Consider the following 16,884-nt stretch of genomic DNA (forward strand, 5'->3'; position numbering starts at 1 on the left):
TTCACGTTCCTGGGTAGCCTACCCTAAACTTGCGAGGGTGTTCGTCGTTCGATGAGCATGAACGACGATGATCGGATTTCTCGATGTCTGACCACTCTCAGGTAGCCCACCCGTCTGTATCGGGCGGTGGCGATCTGGACGCAGCGCTCCCGGCGACGGCCGCTCAGCGTGAGGTGTGGGTTGCTCAGAACGTCGATCCGAGCAGTCCGGTGTACAACATCGGACTTGTCGTCGAGGTCGACGGGACGATCGACGTCGAGCGCGCGGCGGCGGCGATCAAGGCCACAGTCGGACGCGTCGAAGCGCTGTTCGTGCACTTTCTGGCGGATGCTGACAACCAGCTGATCCAGGTGCCGATTCCGGATGCGCGCTGGGACGTGGAAATTCTCGACCTTCGCGCCGAGGCGGATCCCGATTCGACTGCGCAGTCGTGGATGGACACCGACATGGCTCGGGTCTTCGGTGCGGACGATCTGCTGTTCCGCCAGGTGCTTCTGCGAACTGCTGACGACCGAGTCATCTGGTATCAGCGCTATCACCACAGTGTGGTCGACGGGTACGGCATCTCGCTCATCGTCGCCGACGTAGCCGAGCGGTACGACGATCCGAACCTCGAGACTGCGGCGCCGGTGTGGTCGCTCGATGCGGTGGTGGCGGCCGATCTGGAATACCGGAACTCTCCGCGGTTCCAGCTCGACCGTCAGTACTGGGTCGAACGAGTTGAATCAGGACCGGAAGCGACGCGGATTCTGCATGGGCAGGTGGATGATTCGCTGCCGCCGATCGCGGCGATGCTCACGCTCGACGTCGATCGTGCAGCGCAGCTCTATCGCTATGCCGCCGACGCCGGGATTCGGCGAACTCGCCTGCCCATGGCTGCGCTGATCGCGTACATTGCACGAACCACCGGACAACACGACGTTGTCGTCTCGGTGCCGATGGCCGCTCGGGTGGGTCGCGACATGCGGCGCACTCCCTCGATGGCGTCGACGATTCTGCCGCTCGGTATTCGGGTCGAACGCTCGGAAACCATCGGCCAGTTGGCAACTCGTCTCGATACCGCCTTGATCTCGATACTCAAGCACGGGCGGTACCGGGGAGAGGATCTCGCACGCGACGTGCGAGCAATCGATCCCGACCGCCAGGTCTTCGGTCCCGGCATCAACTCGATGATGTTCGAACACACACTCACCTTCGGCGGCTGCCCGGTGCGCGTGCGTAATTCGGTGACCGGTCGGGTCAGTGACCTGGATCTGAGCGTGCGCGGTGGTCAGGACGGGGAACCGATCGAGATCGACGTCCGCGCCCCGGCCGGATTCGACAGGGAGTTGGCCGATCACACCGCCAGAATCGAACAGTTCCTCGATCGATTCGTGGCCGAGCCGCAGCTTCCGATCTCGGCACTCGACCCCATGTCGCCCTCGGAGCGTGAACTCGTTCTCCATGGGTGGAACGACACCGCAGAACCGCAGCCCGTGACGACGGTGCCGGATTTGTTGCGCAGCAGCTTCTCGGCCGATCGGGGCGCTGTCGCCGTGGTCGACGGCAACGTTCGGCTGACCTACGGCGAGCTCGAAAGTCGGGTATCGCAGCTCGCCGCGCACTTGATCTCTCGCGGTATCGCACCCGAAACCGTTGTGGCGATCGGCCTTCCGAGATCCGCCGAGATGGTGGTGGGGTTGTTGGCCGTCATGTGCGCCGGCGGCGCCTTCGTGCCACTGGATCCGTCCTGGCCCGCAGAGCGCCGCGAATCGGTCCTCGCCGATGCCGGTGCCACATTGGTGCTCACCTCGGACGGTGCAGACGACTCCGTATTGGTCGATCTCTCCGCGTGGGCGTACGAGGACGGGCCTTCGGGCCTGTCCGAGATAATGACCTCCGGCATTCGTATTCATGGTGCCCAACTCGCATATGTCATTTTCACGTCCGGTTCGACCGGACGTCCGAAGGGCGCCATGATCCGCCACGAGGCAATCTGCGCAAGGTTGCTGTGGCAGCGGGAGCGGATTCTCGGGTTCGGGTCCGGCGATGCCTCTCTGTTCAAAGCCCCACTCTCGTTCGACATCTCGATCAACGAGATCCTGCTCCCGCTCGTCTCCGGCGGTCGATTGGTGATCGCGAAGCCAGAGGGGGAACGCGACCCGCAATACCTGCTCGACCTGATCGCCGGAGAATCGGTCACCTTCGTCTACCTGGTCTCGTCCATGCTCGACATCCTTCTGGACCTGGCGAACGAGACCGATCAGCTCGATTCGTTGAAGCACGTGTGGTGCGGCGGTGAGGTTCTCACGCCTGAACTCTTCGATCGGTTCCGCGCTCAACTGTCCACGACGCTGTATCACGGCTACGGGCCGGCGGAAGCGACTATCGGTGTCTCCCATGTGATCTACCGCGAGGACGCGGAACGAATTGCCACATCCATCGGGCGCCCGAACCCCAACACTCGCCTGTACGTGTTGGACGGTGACCTGCAGCCGGTTCCGGTCGGCACCGGCGGCGAACTCTACGCAGCGGGCTTCTTACTGGGGCGCGGATATGTGGGCGCGTCGGCGTTGACCGCGTCTCGTTTTCTCGCGGATCCCTTTGTTTCCGGAGATTTGGCCGGATCCCGGATGTATCGCACCGGTGACTTGGCTCGATGGACCGCCGACGGCACCCTCGACTTCCTGGGGCGCACGGACAATCAGGTGAAGATTCGTGGCATGCGTCTCGAACTCGAAGACGTCGAAGCCGCCGTGATCTCACACCCCGGAGTGCGCCACGTGGCAGTTCTGGTGCGTCAAGCACCCACAGGTGCAAAGTATCTCGCCGCGTACGTGAGTGCAGCGTCGGGGACGAACCTTGCGGTCGACTCACAGGACATTCGCGAGTGGGCGGCGAGCAAGCTGCCCGACTACATGGTCCCGACCACCGTCACTGTCCTCGACGAGTTTCCGCTCACGGCCAACGGCAAACTCGACCGTCGAGCCCTTCCTGAGCCCGATCTCGCCGAACTGAGTGCACACGTCGCCGCGAGAAACGAAGTCGAACAACAATTCTGCACGTTGATCGCGTCGGCGGTAGGTCTCGAATCGGTTGGCGTGACCGACGATTTCTTTGCACTGGGCGGTGACAGCATCGTCGCGATCTCGCTCGTGACCGCGGCTCGTGCAGCCGGTTTGTCGATCAGTCCACGCGAGGTGTTTCAGCTGCGCACCGCCGAGGCGATGGCGCGCGCCCAATCCGGCCGAACGGCTGAGATCGTCGATCATTCGGACGAACCGATCGGCCACGTAGCCACGACGCCCATCGCTGCCAGGGCCCTCGGGACGCCGGACGTAGCACGAACCTTCCATCAGCGAGCGCTGATTCAGACTCCGTCAGCTTTGACGTCCGAGCATGTCGAGGCGGCGCTCGATGCCCTGGTGGCACGCCACGATGGACTTCGTGCGAAGTTGACTTCCGAAGGATCGCTGCTTGTTCCGGCCACCAACGAATTGGCTGTGGTCTTCGAGACCCGTGCATTACCGGTGCCGCTCGAAGAATGCGGACCGCTGATCGTAGCCGAGACCGAGCGAGCCGTCAGGCGTCTGAACCCGGCAGACGGCACGATGGTCAGTGCTGTTCTTTTCACCACTGCGACCGGTCCCGGAAGACTGTTGCTTGTCATCCACCACGCGGTCGTCGACGGTGTCTCCTGGCGCATCATCCTCGAAGACCTTGCGCGCGCGGGTATCGCAGCGATACAGGGCGACGAACCCTCACTCGCTCCGGTCGGCACGTCGGTGAGAAGGTACGCCGAACTCGTTTCGGAGGCGGTCGGAGCCGGGCGACTGGACTCGGAGATCGAGTTCTGGGACTCGGTGACTTCCGCACAACAGTCACCTCTCGGCCGTCGGGCACTCGACCCGGCAGTTGACCTCGCGCGCACCGCCGCGGCGCGATCGATCACCCTGCCTCCGGAATTCGCCGATCGGTTGTTGGGCAGTGTCCCACGGGCGTTCGGGGCCGACGTGAGCGAAGTGCTGATCACCGCATTGGCCGTTGCGCTGACCAAGTGGAGCGGTGCCGCATCGGTGACGATCGACTTGGAAGGGCACGGACGCGAGGAAGACATCGTTCGCGGTGACGGCGCTGCGCACGTCGACCTGACACGTACTGTCGGATGGTTCACCACGGTATTCCCGGTTGCACTCGAAATCGGTACAGCCGCTCCGGATCTCGAAGCGAGCGGTGAGTTGGCGGTGGTTCTCAAGAGCGTCAAGGAGCAACTTCGACGCGTCCCGAACGCAGGCTTCGGGTACGGAGCATTGCGATACCTCGGCAGCTCGGATCAGTTGCGTTGCGTCGCAGCACCCGAGGTGGTGCTCAACTATCTGGGGCGCACTGCAGTTGCAGAGGGGGACTGGTTCCCGGTGTCGATGGACGGCGCTGCCGATCCGTCCATGCCGTTGGGTCACGCGTTGTCTGTCGACGTCGTAGCCGAGGAAGCGGTCGGTGGGCCACGACTGAGGGCCACTCTGACCTGGGCGTCGAATATCTTCCTGCGTAGCGATATCGACAGGTTTGCGCGGTTGTGGCTGGACTCGCTCAAGGCCGTGTCCGGGCTCGCAGCCTTCGGCGGCGCGACACCGTCCGACTACCCTCTGGTGGCGCTCACTCAGGCCGATGTGGACGGGTTGCCGAAGGCAGAAGAGATTCTCCCGCTCACTCCGTTGCAGGAAGGGATCTACTTCCATTCGGCTTTTGCCGATCCGGGGGCTGATCAGTATGTCGTGCAACAGGTCGTGGAGCTGACCGGCGCCGTGGACAGCGCGGCTCTGCGCCGTGCGCTGCAATCCGTCGTGGATCGACACGAGGCGCTGCGCACCGGATTCTCGGTCCTGGGCGACGGCCGGGTCGTGCAGGTGGTGCACCCGAGCGTCGTCGTGGAGATGGCAGTAGTCACGGATGCCGGCGCCGACGTGGATGAACTGCTTTCCGCCGACCGCGCGCGCGGGTTCGACCTCGCGCAACCGCCGCTCGTCCGTTACACACTGCTCCGTGCTTCTTCGGAGAAGTACCTTCTGCTGCAGTCGATTCACCATGCGGTTGCAGACGGATGGTCGGTCCCGGTGATGCTGCGGGAGCTGATGGCGTCGTACAGCGTTGGCGATTCCGGCGTGGTGCTTCCGGGTCCGCCGCCGTACCGCAGCTACCTCGAATGGTTGGCCGACCACGATCACGAGGCTTCGGCAGCGGTGTGGAGAAAAGCACTGAACTCTCCCGGGCCCGCGGTCGAACTTCCCGCGCCGAGCGCGGGCAGCAGCGGAATCCATGCTACCCGAGTCGGGCTGTCCGACAGTGATACTCGCGCGCTGTCGACCACCGGACGCTCCTACGGTTTGACGCTGAGCACGCTCGTGCACGGCGCCTGGGGACTGGTGCTCGGCCGAATGACCGGCCGAACAGACGTGCTGTTCGGATCAACCGTATCGGGACGCGGTGGAGACCTGCCCGGCATCGAGTCCATGGTGGGCTTGTTCATCAACACTGTGCCGGCTCGGTTGCGGTTCGATCCGGCAGAGACAGCCGCGCAAGCACTTTCTCGTTGGCAGAGGGAACAATCGGAACTACTCGACCATCAGTACCTGGGGCTACCGGAACTGCGGCGGACCGGCGGACTGGAGCAGAACTTCGAATCACTGGTCGTGTTCGAGAACTATCCACTCGGTGACACGGCAATCGCTGATCCGACGAACTCGGTGAGACTGACGGGAATTCGATTCGACGAGCGACCGGCCTACCCGCTGACCCTGATCGTCGTCCCCGGCGATCAATTGGCGTTGGAGCTCAAGTACGACACTGCTCAGGTGGACGGCGATGCCGCTGCGTCGCTGGCGGAAGCTCTCGCAGTCGTGCTAGCAGAACTCTCTCGCGATCTCGACCAGGTCATCCGCCGGATCGCGCTGGCACCCGCACAGCCCGGGAGCGTCGGCACGGCCTTGGATCGGCCGCGCGCAACGCTGACCGAGCTGCTGCAGGATCAAGCCGGGCGTACGCCCGAAGCCACCGCAGTGATCTTCCGTGAAGAGTCGTTGACCTACGCCGAACTTCACTCTCGCGCTGATCGTTTTGCGCATCTGCTGCACGAACGTGGCGTCGGACGCGAATCATTGGTGGCGGTTGCCTTGCCGCGCTCGGTCGATCTGATGGTTGCGATACTCGGCATCGGGAAGGCCGGGGGAGCATACGTTCCGCTCGACACCGGCTATCCGGCGGAGCGGCTGACGTACATGCTGGATGACGCCGATCCGGTGTGCGTCGTGGTGTCGGAAGATTCTTCACTCGATTCGGGTTCGGTTCCGCGGGTGACGGTATCGGAGTCCGCGCAGTTCCCAGCCGAACCGCTGAGTGTCCCAGGATCGCCCGCGGATGCCGCGTACATGATCTACACCTCGGGTTCGACCGGTCGTCCCAAAGGCGTTGTGGTCACCAACGAGGGTGTGGTCAACCGATTGCTCTGGGCACAGCAGATACGTCCGCTGGACTTCTCCGACCGGATGCTGCAGAAGACCCCGTCGAGTTTTGACGTCTCCGTCCCCGAATTCTTCTGGCCGTTCCTGGTGGGGGCAACTCTGGTGATGGCCGAGCCGGACGGGCACAAGGATCCGGGCTATCTGGCCGACGTCATCGTCGAACATTCCGTGACCCGAGTGCATTTTGTTCCGTCGATGCTGGAAGTTTTTCTTGCGGAGCCGAAAGCAGCACTGTGCTCTTCCCTCGAGATCGTCAACTGCAGCGGTGAGGCACTGCCCGTTCACGTTGCACGCAAGGTTGCCGAGATCCTGCCGAACGTTCTGGTGGACAACCTCTACGGCCCCACCGAGGCCGCCGTCGACGTCAGTTGGCAGCCGTCGGTGCAGGAAACTCCGGCAGACGCGGTCAGTGTCCCGATCGGCGAACCCGCCGCCAATACCGGCCTGTTCGTTCTCGATCCGTATCTGCAGAACGTTCCGGCCGGTGCCACCGGTGAGCTGTATCTGGCTGGACCACAACTGGCGCGTGGTTACAACGGACGTGGGGGATTGACCTCCGAAAGATTTGTGGCGAATCCGTACAGCGACGGCGGCTCGCGGATGTACCGGACCGGTGACATCGTGCGGTGGAATGGCGACGGTGTTCTCGAGTACCTCGGCCGTGTCGACGAGCAGGTGAAGGTTCGTGGATTCCGCATCGAGCTCGGTGAAATCGAAGCGCAGTTGGCATTGTGCCCCGGAGTCTCGGCAAGTGCCGTGATCGTCCGAACCGACGGTCCGAGTAACCGCGCACAGGTGGTCGCCTATCTGCTCGGAGATGCTGATGACGCTGCGGTTCGAGGGCAGTTGTTGTCGGTGCTACCGGAGTTCATGGTGCCAAGCGCGTTCGTGCGGCTCGAGTCGCTGCCGCTGAGCCCGAGTGGCAAGCTCGACCGAAAAGCCCTACCGGCACCGGATTTCGCGGCACAGGTGGGCGAAACGACGGGAGTAGTGTCCTCGGGCGTTGCAGACCTCCTCGCCAGGCATTTCGCGACAGTTCTCGGCCTGCCACGCGTCGGGGCACGCGACGACTTCTTCACTCTCGGCGGCGACAGTATCCTGGCGATCCGACTGGTCAACCTGGCTCGTCGTGATTCGGTAGTACTGACCCCGCGTCAGATCTTCGAATTGCGCACTCCCGCTGCGATCGCCGCAGCGGTGGGTGATGTCGCCACGTCGGTTGCCACCGTCACGGCCGACATCGGCGTGGGTGAGCTGGTTCCGCTGCCGGTGATGCACCGGTTGTCCGAATGGACGGGTGGTACCGATCGCTTCAACCAGGCAGTTCTGATCCACTCTCCGGCAACATCTCTCGATTCGATCACCGGCGCATTGCAGGCCGTGCTCGATCACCACGACGGACTTCGCCAAACCTTGATCCGACATGACCGCGGAATGTGGTCGGCGCGGATCGAGGAACCCGGCAGTATCCGGGCAGCGAACCTTGTCGAACGCGTTGATGCTCGGGGACTGGATGACACCGAGTTGCGGACGCTCATCACCGAACGTTCCGAGTGGGCGACCAGTCGTTTGGATCCGTCTGGAGGACGGATGGTCTCGGTGGTCTGGTTCGATTGTGGCGCTGAGAATCTGGGCCGACTCGCGATAGTCGCGCACCATCTGGTCGTGGACGGGGTTTCGTGGGGAACCCTGCTCGAGGATCTCGCGATGGCCTGGGTGGCGGTGGAGGCCGGAGAGCCCGCAGCACTGGATGCCGTCGGAACTTCGCTGCGTACCTTCTCCCGCACGGTGGCCGAACACGCAAGCAGTGCTCATCGATTTGCCGAACTCGATCACTGGCTGACTGTGACCGCTCCGGGCGCGGAGTTGATCCCCGGTACCGCGAGCTATGCCGTTGTATCCGGAGGCTCGAGGCGCACGGTCACGGTGGACGGAGCAATCTCCGAGGCGGCACTCGGAACGGTTGCGGCAATGCTGGGTGCCGAGGGAACGGATGTTCTGTTGGCTGCGTTGGCGATGTCGGTCGAGCGCTGGCGTCGTTCCACCGGTCGCAGTGAGCGCGAACTGCTGGTCGATCTCGAAAGGCACGGCCGCGAGGAGTTGGTACCCGGGACCGATCTGTCGCGAACAGTCGGCTGGTTCACCACGATTGCCCCGATGCGACTGCTCGGCGGAACCGACCCGGTGGACACGCTGCGCGAGGTGAAGGAGAGCCTGCGGGCGGCTCCGGACGGCGGTATCGGATACGGGATGTTGCGGTACGTGAATGCACGTACGGCATCGAGATTGGCGGGGCGCTCCGAATCTCAGATCCTGTTCAATTATCTCGGACGTACGACGACAGCTGGATCGACAGCATGGTCCCTGGCAGCGGAATCCGAAGCCATGTCCACCGATCCCGACGCAGACATGGGAGGTCCGTATCGGCTGATCGTGAATGTCGTCAGCGTGGATTCGGAACTCCGTGCCGACTTCGCTTGGGCAAGTGAAGATTTGTCCGAGGAGGATGCGCAGTCACTCTCCGACGGCTGGGTTTCGGCGCTCGGCGATCTGGCGGCTGCGGCCGCGGAGCATGACGGGCCTCCCATCCTGACCCCGTCCGATGTGCCGTTGCTCGACCTGAGTCAGGCCGAGATCGACGCGATATCCGATGCGAGCCCGGCGGGTGTCAGCAGCATCCTCCCACTCTCACCGTTGCAGGAAGGCCTGTACTTCCAAGCCGGCTACGCAGGCAGCAGCGACAGCCGCAGTGGTGGGGACATCTACACGGCACAGTTCTCGATGGACTTCGGGCACACCCTCGATGTCGACAGGTTGGCTGCGGCCGCCCGGACACTTCAACGACGAAATCCCACGTTGCGAGCGGGATTCGTGAGCGAAGGACTGAACGAGCCTGCGCAGTTCTTCAGTGCGGGACTCGATGTTCCCGTCGCCGTCCACGATCTCCGTGAACTCGACGACTCGGCTGCTCGTGAGCGCGCCGAGGCCGTCGCCGCCCAAGACAGAGTGACTCCATTCGACCTGACCGCGCCACCGCTGTGGCGTATGAGCGTGCTGCATCTGCCCGGCGGACATGATCGACTGGTGATCAACCGGCAGTTCCTGTTGTGGGACGGCTGGTCCAACGGCCTTGTCGTCAGCCAGCTTCTGGCGCTGTACGACACCGGCGGGGACGACAGCGCATTCGGCGAACCCGAGGGGTCGTTCGAGGCCTACCTCGCCTGGTTGGCCGACCGCGACGGTGCAGCCGCCGACGCGGGGTGGCGCGGAGCGCTCGCAGGACTCGAGGAGCCGACGCTTGTTGCCGAGCCGACGCCCGGCGTCGAACCTCAGCTTCCGGATCGCCGCGATGCGGTTCTGTCGGAACCGCTTTCGCGTGCATTGCGTGAGCGCGCTGCCGCATCCGGCGTCACGTTCAACACGGTACTCAACGCAGCGCTGGCTATGGTGCTGGCGTCGGCCACCGGTCGACAGGACGTCGTCTTCGGCTCCACGGTTGCCGGAAGGCCACCGGAGGTACCGGGAATCGACACCGTGGTGGGCATGTTCCTCAACACCGTTCCCGTTCGGCTGCAACTGGATCCGAACGAGAGCGTCGAGGAACTTCTTCGCCGAACGCAGGCGGATCGTCTTTCGCTGATGCCATTCGACTACCTCGGATTGGCCTCGATCCAACGTGTTTCCGAGCATCGTCAACTGTTCGACGTGCTGATGGTCCTGCAGAACTTCGTGGAGGAGAAGCAGGTCGACGCACTCAATGCCGCACACGACGTGAGCGGCAGCGACAGTATCGATCACACGCACTATCCGCTGACCGTGGTTGTCACCCCGGGTACCACCGTCAACGTCAAGTTCGAGTTCCATCCGCATCTGGTGACCGCGCGCCGAGCCGAGGACCTGCTCGGTCACTTCGTCGACCTGCTCCAGAGTTGGTCGCAGGATATGACAGGTTCGGTCGTTGCGACGCCGACTCCCGCGGTAGCGCAGCAGACGCAGATCCGAGAGTTGCCGGAGCGCACCATTGCCGACCTGTTCGAAGAGGTGGCGTCGGCGCAACCGAACGACACGGCACTCGTGTTCGGGAAGCGTCGGATGACCTACGCCGATCTCGACGGCGAGATCAATCGGATGGCGCGGTTGCTGATCAACTACGGCGCCGGGCCGGAAAAGATCGTGGCTCTTGGTCTGCCTCGCTCGGTGGACATGGTCGTCGCGCTCTTCGCCGTATTGCGCACGGGTGCTGCCTATTTACCTCTCGAACTCGACCATCCGGCCGAACGGTTGGCCGTGATGATCGACGACGCGGATCCGGTCGTGTTGCTGACGACTGTCGCCGCCGCACCGAAATTCGAAGGCGCGGACGTCCGCACCGCGGACATTCGGACCATCGTGCTCGACGAGCCGGACACTGCGGCAAGGCGACTGACGATCTCGGCGCGGGCACTCTCCGCGGCGGAACTCGGAGCATTCGCCCCGGGAGCACCGCATCGGCTCGACCACCCCGCGTACGTCATCTACACCTCCGGTTCGACCGGCAAGCCCAAGGGCGTGGTCACCGGTTACCGCGGCTTGACGAACATGCAGTTCAACCACCGCGAGGCGATCTTCGAACCGGTGATCGCCGCGACGGGCCGGCGCCTGCGGATCGCGCACACCGTGTCCTTCGCCTTCGACATGTCGTGGGAGGAACTTCTGTGGCTGGTGGAAGGTCACGAGGTGCACATCTGTGACGAGGATCTGCGTCGTGATGCCGAGGCACTCGTTGCATACTGCGACGCACAGGAAATCGACGTCGTGAACGTGACACCGACCTACGCGACGCACCTGATCGACAGCGGGCTGCTCGACGACGGTGTGGGACAACACCGTCCGCCGCTGGTCCTGCTCGGCGGTGAAGCCGTTCCGGATTCGGTGTGGAACAGGTTGCGCGAGACCGAGGGAACCGTGGGCTACAACCTCTACGGTCCGACGGAATACACGATCAACACTCTCGGCGGCGGAACGGCCGACAGTGACACCCCGACGGTGGGCAAGCCGATCTGGAACACCGCCGCGCACATTCTCGACGGCTGGCTGCGACCGGTCCCCGATGGAGTTGCCGGCGAACTGTACATTGCCGGAGCCGGTTTGGCTCGCGGCTACCTCGGACGCTTTGCGCTCACGTCCGAGCGCTTCGTCGCAGATCCGGCCGGGACCGGAGAACGTATGTACCGCACCGGGGATCTGGTGCGGCGACGCGCTGACGGCAACCTGGACTTCCTGGGCCGCACCGACGACCAGGTGAAGATCAGAGGTCACCGCATCGAGCCGAGCGAAATCGTCTCCGTTCTCGAATCCGACGAGCACGTGCGGCAAGCAGCGGTCGTGGTCGACGTCGGGGCGGGCGGAGTCAAGAGGCTCGTCGGCTACGTGACACCCGTGCAACTCGGCGCCGTGCACGACTACCGCGCGCAGGCGCGAGTTCTCCTACCCGACTACATGGTTCCGGCCGTGGTGATCGAGGTGGAGTCACTACCGATGACCGTCAACGGCAAGCTCGACGTCAAGGCACTGCCCACGGCCGATTCGGTGCTGGGGGAGCGGAGTGGGGAGTCGATTGCACCGCGGAACCACACGGAAGAGGTTCTCTGTGAGCTCTTCTCCGACGTACTCGATGTGGACGACATCGGTGTCGACGACAACTTCTTCGACCTCGGTGGGCACTCGCTTCTGGCCACCAAACTGATCAGTCGAGCTCGGATCGCCATTCCGAACAGTCTGACCATGCGTGATCTCTTCGAAGCGCCGACCGTCGCGGAACTCGCGGAACGCATTGTGGCCGAGCAGGGATCGACGCGACCGATGCTGGCAGCGAAGCCGCGGCCGGACCACCTTCCACTTTCTGCCGCTCAACAGCGTTTGTGGCTGATCGGACAGATAGAAGAGAACTCCGCGGCCTACAACTTCCCGATCGTGCTCCGCTTGGACAGTGCATTGGACGCGGACGTCTTCGCCGCGGCGCTGGGTGACGTCGTTGGACGACACGAATCCTTGCGTACGGTGTTCCGGTTGGTGGACGGAACACCGGAACAGATAATTCTCGAATCGGCGAAGGTTCCGGTCGAGACAGTTCATTCACGGGAATCCGGTGTCGCCGGCGAAGTTGCAGTGGCAGTGGGCCGTCCGTTCGACCTTTCGAACGAGATTCCGATTCGCGCCCGTCTGATCCGAGTAGACGGTGCCGTAATCGTCGTGATCGTCCTGCATCACATCACAACGGACGAATGGTCCGATCGGCCGTTCCTGCGCGATCTGATGTCTGCCTACTCCTCTCGGATTCAGGGCGAGGAGCCAGCTTTCGAACCGCTACCGGTTCAGTACGCGGACTACACCCTGTGGCAACGGGAATTGCTCGGCAGCGCCGACGATCCGTCGAGTGTCCTGAGCACGCAGTTGGACTTCTGGGCGAAGAGTTTGGACGGAGCCCCCGAAGAACTGCTGCTTCCCACCGACCGGAGCCGACCGGCCAGACCGAGTTTCTCCGGTGGCGCAGTGGTAACACGGTTGGGTGTGGACACAACTGCCGCACTGCGAGACCTGGCGCGCGGGAGCCAGAGTTCGATGTTCATGGTCCTGCACGCGGCGTCGGCGGCGTTGCTGACTGCGCTCGGAGCGGGTGAGGACCTTCCCCTCGGCGCTCCCGTAGCCGGACGTAGTGAACAGGGGCTCGACGACTTGGTCGGCTTCTTCGTCAATACGATTGTGCTGCGCACGGATACGTCAGGTAACCCGACGTTCCGAGAGTTGGTGGATCGCGTTCGCGAGGGAGACCTCGAGGCCTTCGCCAACGCCGATGTTCCCTTCGAAACTGTGGTGGAACGCCTCAATCCGTCGCGAACCTTGGCACGCAACCCGCTGTTCCAGGTCATGGTCGGCTATCACAGCCGCGAGGAGATGGGCGGGGATCCGTTCGAACTCGAGGAGTACACAGCCAAGTTCGATCTGGTGTTCAACTTCACCGAGTACCTCGGCGGCGAAGGCTGCATCGACGTCCGACTCGAATACGGCAGCGACCTCTTCGATCGCGAAACAGCACAGCGAATTTCGAACCGATTGGAATCGGTGATCGCGGCCGTCGTGGAATCGGCCGACATTGAGATCGGCGACATCGACATCTTCTTGCCCGGCGAACTCGAGCAAGTTGTCACCTCGTTCAACGACACCGCCGTCGACGTGCCGGAGGAAACGTTCTACGACGCCTTCGCGCGTGGGGTCGCTGATACACCCGAGGCGATTGCGGTGCGCGACGAGGCGGGGCAGGCCACGTACCGCGAGCTCTCCGAGCAATGTGATCGGATAGCCGGCGTGCTGTATCGGCGCGGGGTCTCGGTCGAAGACGTGGTGGGACTTGCCGTCCCGCGTTCGGTGGAGATGGTCGCGTCGGTCCTCGCCGTGCTCAAGCTGGGGGCAGCGTATCTACCCCTGGATCTGAGCCACCCGAGCGAGCGCATCGCCTACATGCTCACCGATTCTCGCACCTCGGTACTGCTGTCCACCTCGGAGGAAAGCTCGCGGATCGAGGATGTGGCCGGTGTCGAGCGAATCCTCTTGGACGATCCGCTGATACGTGCGGAACTGGACGAGGCAGTGATCGTCGAAACTCCCAGGCCACCAGTTGGCGTCAACCACGCGGCCTATGTCATCTACACTTCGGGATCGACCGGCAAGCCGAAGGGCGCCGTCCTTTCCCACGACGGTATTCCGAGTCTTGTTGCGACAGCCGAGGTTCGGATGCGACTGGTACCGGGTTCGGTGGTGATGCAGTTCGCTTCGGTCGGCTTCGACGTTGCGGTATTCGAATTGGCGATGGCTCTGTGCACGAGCAGCACCCTGGTGATCGTGCCGCAGAGCGCACGAGTGGCCGGCCCGGCGTTGACCGATTTCATGACGAGCAATCGCGTGACTCATGCAATCATCCCTCCTTCGTTGCTGGCCGCCCTGCCGGCGGGATGTGAAGTACCGCAGGGCTGCACGGTGTTGGTCGGAACCGAGACGGTTCCGCCCGAGCTGATCGGGCGATGGGCGGAGCGGCTGAATTTGCTTGCCGCGTACGGACTCACCGAAGCCACGGTGAACAACACACTGTGGCAGGCGGAACCCGGTTGGAACGGTGCTGTGCCCATCGGAGTCCCAGACCCCAACGAACAGGCGTACGTGCTCGACGATCAACTGCGTCCGGTTCCGCCGGGAGTATCCGGCGAGCTGTACATCGCGGGACGCGGCCTGGCGAGAGGCTACCTGGGCCGATTCGATCTGACGGCACAGAGATTCATCGCCGATCCCTTCACCGCGGGCGATCGCATGTATCGCACCGGCGACCGAGCGCGGTGGCGCTCGGACGGGAACATCGACTTCCTCGGCCGCGTGGACGATCAGGTCAAGATTCGCGGTTTCCGAATCGAATTGGGTGAAATCATCGGAGCTCTCAGTGCCCATCCTTCGGTGAAGCAGGCAACGGTCGTCGCGGATCGGCAGGGCGAAATCACGCGCCTGGTCGGTTACGTGTCACCCGAACCCGGTGCTGTGGTGGACACGACGGCAGTGCGAAATCTCGCTGCAATGTCGTTGCCCGACTACATGGTTCCGACCATGGTTGTCGCTCTCGATGGTCCGCTCCCGTTGACGCCCAACGGAAAGCTCGACCGCAAGGCGTTGCCCGCTCCGGACTGGTCGGAGTTGGCGGGTGATGTTGCTCCTCGCACTGCCGTGGAGTCCACGGTTGCAGCTGCCTTCGCGGAGATATTGCAACTCCCGAGTGTCGGAGTCCACGACAGTTTCTTCGAACTCGGTGGACATTCGATGGCTTCGATGAAACTGGTCGGTCGCATTCGTGAAGCGTTCGGCGTGGACGTCAGTATTCGAGACGTGTTCGACGCACCGAGCGTTGCGGAGTTGGCGGCAGTCGTTGCGCGTTCGGAGGGTGGACGCCCGGTCCTGGCGCCGGCGGCGAGGCGTCCGGAGACCATGGGTCTGTCTGCGCCGCAACGTCGTCAGTGGGAGTTGTTCCGCTCAGCCGGTGCGAACCCGCAAGCGAGCCACGCTCTGGCACTGACCCTGAAATCGAAGATCGATCCGGAGATTCTCGGGCACGCCTTGGACGATGTGACGTCGCGCCACGAACCCCTGCGGACCACCTTCGTCGAGGTCGACGGCATCGTCGTGGCAAGAGAATCGGTGCGGCCGACTGTCGATGTGGTCGATGTCGGCGCCGGCGATGTGGGTCGAGTGGTGTTCGAGCTGGCTCAACTTCCGATGGATCTGCGTGAGCAATCGCCGTTGCGGGTCCATCTGGTGCTCGGTGAAGACGGCTCTCGGACACTGCTTCTCGTCATGCACTACATCGCCGTCGACGAGTGGTCCGTAGTGCCGCTGCTGGGAGATCTGGTCTCTGCTTATGCAGCCAGGTCGCAGGGAGATCAACCGATCTGGGACGAGCTTGCGTTGACCTACGCCGACTACACCGTGTGGTCGGACGAGCTGTTGGGTGACCCCCTGGACGTCGACAGCCGTGCCTCGAAGCAGCTTGCGTACTGGCAGGATGCGCTCGACGGAATACCGACCAGTGTGAATCTTCCGTTGCCGGAAGATGACTCGGAACCTCGGGGTGACGTGGTCTCTGTCGACATCGACGCGGATCTGCACGCCAGAATCGACGCGCTGGCTGCGCGCACCGGGACGAGCATGTTCATGGTCCTTCAGGCTGCGCTGGCCGCCGTTCTCACGAAGGCCGGGGCGGGTACCGATCTTCCGATCGGTTCATTGGTTGCGGGCAGGTCGGATCCCCGTCTCGAACCGATGATCGGATCCTTCTTCAATGTTGTTCTCCTGCGCACGGATACGTCCGGTAGTCCGACGTTCGCAGAATTGCTCGGTCGGGTGAGGGAAGGCAACCTGGAAGCGCTGAGCAATCAGGACGTCTCGTATGTGTATGTCGAGCAGGCTCTGGGTAATCCGGCGTCCATGAGACCTCAGGTGATGGTGATCCATCACCAGCAGGCGGATTTGGACGGGCTCGGCGACTTCGGTTCTCTCGTACCGATTCCGGTGGGAGTGCCCGATGCGGATTTGACGTTGAGTTTTTACGAGCCGGTGGGCGAAGGGCCTGTTTTTGCAACTCTCGGGTTCCGTGCCGACCGCGTCGATGCGGGCGCGGTCCGTGAATGGGCAGGTCAGCTGGTCGACGTGATCGAGGCTGCGGTCATCGCCGAAGGGGATGACGTGAGTGAAGGGGCGAAACTATGACATACGTCGCATCGCTCCGCGGGGTCGACCGCTATACGGGGGCTCACAGTATTGATACCCTCACCTCATTAAGGGTAGCCTTTGCTACTTACTTCGGGACATCGAT

Annotated in this window: 1 protein-coding gene; it reads left to right on the forward strand. The window is 63.2% G+C overall.

The window, feature by feature from the left end:
• Positions 1 to 83: 83 nt before the first annotated feature.
• On the forward strand, positions 84 to 16,778 hold the full coding sequence (locus tag GJB56_RS27080) for a non-ribosomal peptide synthetase (RefSeq protein ID WP_113682159.1): 16,695 nt from the start codon (positions 84 to 86) through the stop codon (positions 16,776 to 16,778).
• Positions 16,779 to 16,884 lie beyond the last annotated feature (106 nt).

This window comes from Rhodococcus sp. AQ5-07 (assembly GCF_009707305.1).
Taxonomy (GTDB): Bacteria; Actinomycetota; Actinomycetes; order Mycobacteriales; family Mycobacteriaceae; genus Rhodococcus_F; species Rhodococcus_F erythropolis.

What these genes read in the sequence shown, in the direction of transcription:
- GJB56_RS27080 (WP_113682159.1), top strand. Translation starts at nt 84, where the DNA reads ATGTCTGACCACTCTCAGGTAGCCCACCCGTCTGTATCGGGCGGTGGC.